The organism is Inquilinus sp. (assembly GCF_057815775.1).
In genome coordinates this window covers 1-3,746 of sequence record NZ_JBYRFX010000574.1, presented here as the reverse complement: position 1 = coordinate 3,746, position 3,746 = coordinate 1, and the positions used below count along the sequence as shown (strand labels likewise).

Here is a 3,746-nt window from a genome sequence, read left to right as displayed (position 1 = left end):
TGAAATCCGGCGCGGTCGCCATCGCCTATGAGACCGTCACCGACGCCCGCGGCGGCCTGCCGTTGCTGGCACCGATGAGCGAGGTCGCCGGGCGGATGTCGATCCAGTGCGGCGCCCATTGCCTGGAGAAGATCCAGGGCGGCCGCGGCATGCTGCTGGGCGGCGTGCCCGGCGTGCCGGCGGCGAAGGTGGTGGTGCTGGGCGGCGGCGTGGTCGGCACCAACGCGGCGCGCATGGCGATGGGGCTGGAAGCCCATGTCACCGTGATCGACAAGTCGCTGCAGCGACTGAAGGAGCTGGACCTGCAGTTCGGCGCCGAGCTGAACACGATCTACTCCACCGTCGACGCGATCGAGGAATACGTCACCGGGGCCGATCTGGTGATCGGCGCGGTGCTGGTCCCCGGCGCGGCGGCGCCGCGGCTGGTGACCCGCGCCATGATCGCCAAGATGAAGCCGGGTTCGGTCGTGGTCGACGTCGCCATCGACCAGGGCGGCTGCTTCGAGACCTCGCGGGCCACCACCCATGACGACCCGACCTACGTCGTCGACGGCGTGGTGCATTATTGCGTCGCCAACATGCCGGGCGGCGTGGCGCGGACCTCGACCGTGGCGCTGAACAATGCCACCCTGCCCTTCGCCCTGGCGCTGGCCGACAAGGGCTATCGCCGGGCCTGCCTCGACGATCCGCATCTGCGCGAGGGGCTGAATATCCATTCCGGCCAGGTCACCAACAAGCCGGTGGCCGACGCGTTGGGCCTCAACTACGTCCCGGCCGAAGTGGTGCTGCGCGCCGCCTGAGGTCTCGGGACCGGAAACGATAGGGCCGCCGGAGCGATCCGGCGGCCCTGTCTTTTGACCCTCAATCGTAGAAGGCCGGCGCCTGCTTGAAGCCGGGCCAGGCCTCCGGGTCGTGGCCGGTCACCACGGTCGCGCCGACCCGCTCGGCCAGGGTGCGCAGCTTGCGCACCGACCGCACGGTGTCGATGGTCGAGGCCAGGAAGCCCGGCAGCGCCTTCTCGTTCCAATGATCCATGGTGTAGGCGGCATCGACCGCCAGCAGCATCGGCCTGCTGTTCGGCAGGGTGACCAGGAATGACTGGTGCCCGACCGAATGGCCCGGCGTGAACACCAGGCGCAGCGTGCCGTCGCCGTACAGGTCGTAGCCGTCGGTCGCCTCGCCCTCCAGGAACTGCCATTTGAGTCCTGGCCGGTCGAAATCCTTGCGGGCATAGGCGCCGGCGGCGAACCAGTCCGGGGTGAAAGCGTATTCGTATTCCCGGCGCTGCACGATGTGGGTGGCGTTCGGGAATCGGCCGATCGCGCCGGTGTGGTCGGAATGCAGATGCGACAGCACCACGCTGCGGATGTCCTCCGGCCGCAAGCCGAGCGCCGCCAGCTGGGCGACGCAGCCCTGGCTCTCGGTCATGACAGGGCGGAAGACGTCGACCACGTCACCCCAATAGCCGCGCGGATCGGCCAAGCCCTCGGCCGCCAGCCCGCCATCGATGACGACGGCCCCCTTGGGATGGGTGAGCAAAAACCAAGGAATCGGGATCTCGTAATCGGCCCCGTTGCCCTGGTTCATCTTGATGTCGTGCACCTTGCAGCGCTGGGTGCCGGACTGGAACATGTACAGCCGGATGTCGGTCATGGGCGGTCTCTCGCAGGTGCCGGGACCGATGCCCCGGCCCGCCCTTGAATACCAGCACCGCCGGAGACGAGGTCAGGCCTGCGGCTGCAGACCGGACCTGCGATCCCGCGGGGTTGCGTCAGTCGTAGTAGGCCGGGGCCTGCTTGAACCCGGGCCAGGCGTCCGGATCATGGCCGGTCACCACAGTCGCACCGACCCGTTCGGCCAGGGTGCGCAGCTTGCGCACCGACCGCACCGTGTCGACGGTCGAGGCCAGGAAACCCGGCAGCGCCTTCTCGTTCCAATGGTCCATGGTGTAGGCGGCGTCGATGGTCAGCAGCATCGGCCCGGTCTTCGGCAGGGTGACCAGGAAGGACTGGTGCCCGGGTGCATGGCCCGGCGTGAACACCATGCGCAGCGTGCCGTCGCCGTAGAGGTCGTAGTCGTCGGTCGCCTCGCCCTCCAGGAACTGCCACTTCAGGCCCGGGCGGTCGAAATCCTTGCGGATATAGCCGCCGGCGGCGAACCAGTCCGGGGTAAAGGCGTATTCGTATTCGCGGCGCTGGACGATGTGGGTGGCGTTCGGGAACCGGCCGATGGCGCCGGTGTGGTCGAGATGCAGATGCGACTGCACGACGTAGCGGATGTCGTCCGGCCGCAGCCCGAGGGTGGCCAGCTGCGCGAGGCAGCCCTGGCTCTCCGTCATCACCGGCCAGTAGACGTCGACGATGCCGCCCCAATAGGCACGTGGGTCGGCCACGCATTCGACCGCGGTACCGCCGTCGATGACGATGTTGCCCTTGGGATGGGTGATGAGGAACCACGGCACCGGGATCTCGTAATCCGCGCCGTTGCCCTGGTTCATCTTGATGTTGTGCACCTTGCACTTCAGCGTGCCGGTCTGGAACATGTACAGACGGATGTTGGTCATCGGGCCCTCCCTTTGAATGAACGGGGGTGCGCTACCAGTTCGCGATCGAGGCTTGCAGGATCCGCTCGAGGTCGCCGCGATCGACCGGCTTGGGGGCGCCGACCAGCAGCCGCTGCTGCTTCAGCGCACCATCGACCAGCGCCGGGATATCCGCCTCGGCATAGCCCAGCTCGGCGATGCCGCGCGGGGCGCCGACCTGCTTCATCAGCGCGATCAGCGCATTCGGCAGGCTGTCCGGCCCGGGATCGCTGACCGGTCGTCCGGTCAATAGCTCTGCCGCCTGGATGTGCTTCGCCGGTGCTGAATCGTAGGTGAAGCGGAACGCCGCTGGTGAGGTGACGATAACGGAATAGCCATGCGGCACGAAGGCGTGGTCGCGGCTGTAGCCGGCGGCGTGGAACACGTGCTTCAGCCCGGCGATCGGATAGGCGCAGGCGTGCGGGATGTGCACCCCGGCGGTGCCGAAGCCGATGCCGGCCATGGTGGCGCCGAGCATCATCATGCCCCGGGCCTCCAGGTCATCGCCATCCGCCACCGCGCGGGCCAGGAGGCGGCCGCCGAAATCCATCGCCTTCAGCGACCAGATGTCGGCCACCGGATTGCTGCCCTGGTAGGGCGGCCGGTCGTCCGGCGAGGCCGGGCGCGGCCGGGCGTCGAACGGTTTGGAGATATAGGATTCGATGGCGTGGCAGATCACGTCGAGCCCGGCCGAGGCGGTGACGCCGGCCGGGGTGGTCCGCGCCAGCTCCGGGTCGACCACGGCCAGGGTCGGCCGGATATAGCGGTGCGAAATGCCGGTCTTCAGCTTGAGGTCGGGGATGTCGAGGATGGCGACCGTCGTCGCCTCCGACCCCGAGCCGGAGGTGGTCGGCACCGCGATCAGAGGGAACAGCGGCCCCGGCGGCTTACGGCCGCCGCCGATCGGCGCGTTGACGTAATCCATGATCGCGCCGCCATGGCGCTTGATCAGGTTGGCGACCTTGGCCGTGTCGATGGTCGACCCGCCGCCCAGCGCGACGAAGCCGTCGACATCGGCCGTGGCTGAGAAATCCGCGGCACGCGACAGCGAGTCGAGCGTCGGCTCCACCGCGATGTCCTCGAACCTGACGACGCCGATGCCGGCGCGTTCGATGATCCCGGCGACCCGGTCGACCAGGCCGAATTCATGCAGCGCCGGGTCGCT

4 protein-coding genes are annotated in these 3,746 nt (G+C 68.3%); 1 reads left to right on the top strand and 3 read right to left on the bottom strand.

The genetic code is table 11. From position 1 onward, the window contains the following. The coding region (locus AC3XYG_RS19960) for an alanine dehydrogenase (RefSeq protein WP_489141612.1) at window positions 1–800 on the top strand (800 nt) is incomplete at its 5' end. Between the two features lie 61 nt (window positions 801–861). On the opposite strand, the gene attM (AC3XYG_RS19955) is transcribed toward AC3XYG_RS19960, so the two are convergent. From attM (AC3XYG_RS19955) to AC3XYG_RS19945, 3 genes are all read right to left on the bottom strand, one after another. Further along, window positions 862–1,653, bottom strand: coding sequence for an AttM family quorum-quenching N-acyl homoserine lactonase (gene attM, locus AC3XYG_RS19955; RefSeq protein WP_489141611.1), 792 nt, complete (start codon window positions 1,651–1,653; stop codon window positions 862–864). 118 nt (window positions 1,654–1,771) lie between these two features. Further along, the gene (attM, locus tag AC3XYG_RS19950; RefSeq protein ID WP_489141610.1) at window positions 1,772–2,563 is read right to left on the bottom strand and encodes an AttM family quorum-quenching N-acyl homoserine lactonase; all 792 of its coding nucleotides are present in this window, start codon (window positions 2,561–2,563) and stop codon (window positions 1,772–1,774) included. A 31-nt stretch (window positions 2,564–2,594) separates the two neighbouring features. Continuing rightward, window positions 2,595–3,746, bottom strand: a 1,152-nt coding sequence (locus AC3XYG_RS19945; protein WP_489141609.1) for a hydroxyacid-oxoacid transhydrogenase, incomplete at its 5' end; no start/stop codon positions are given.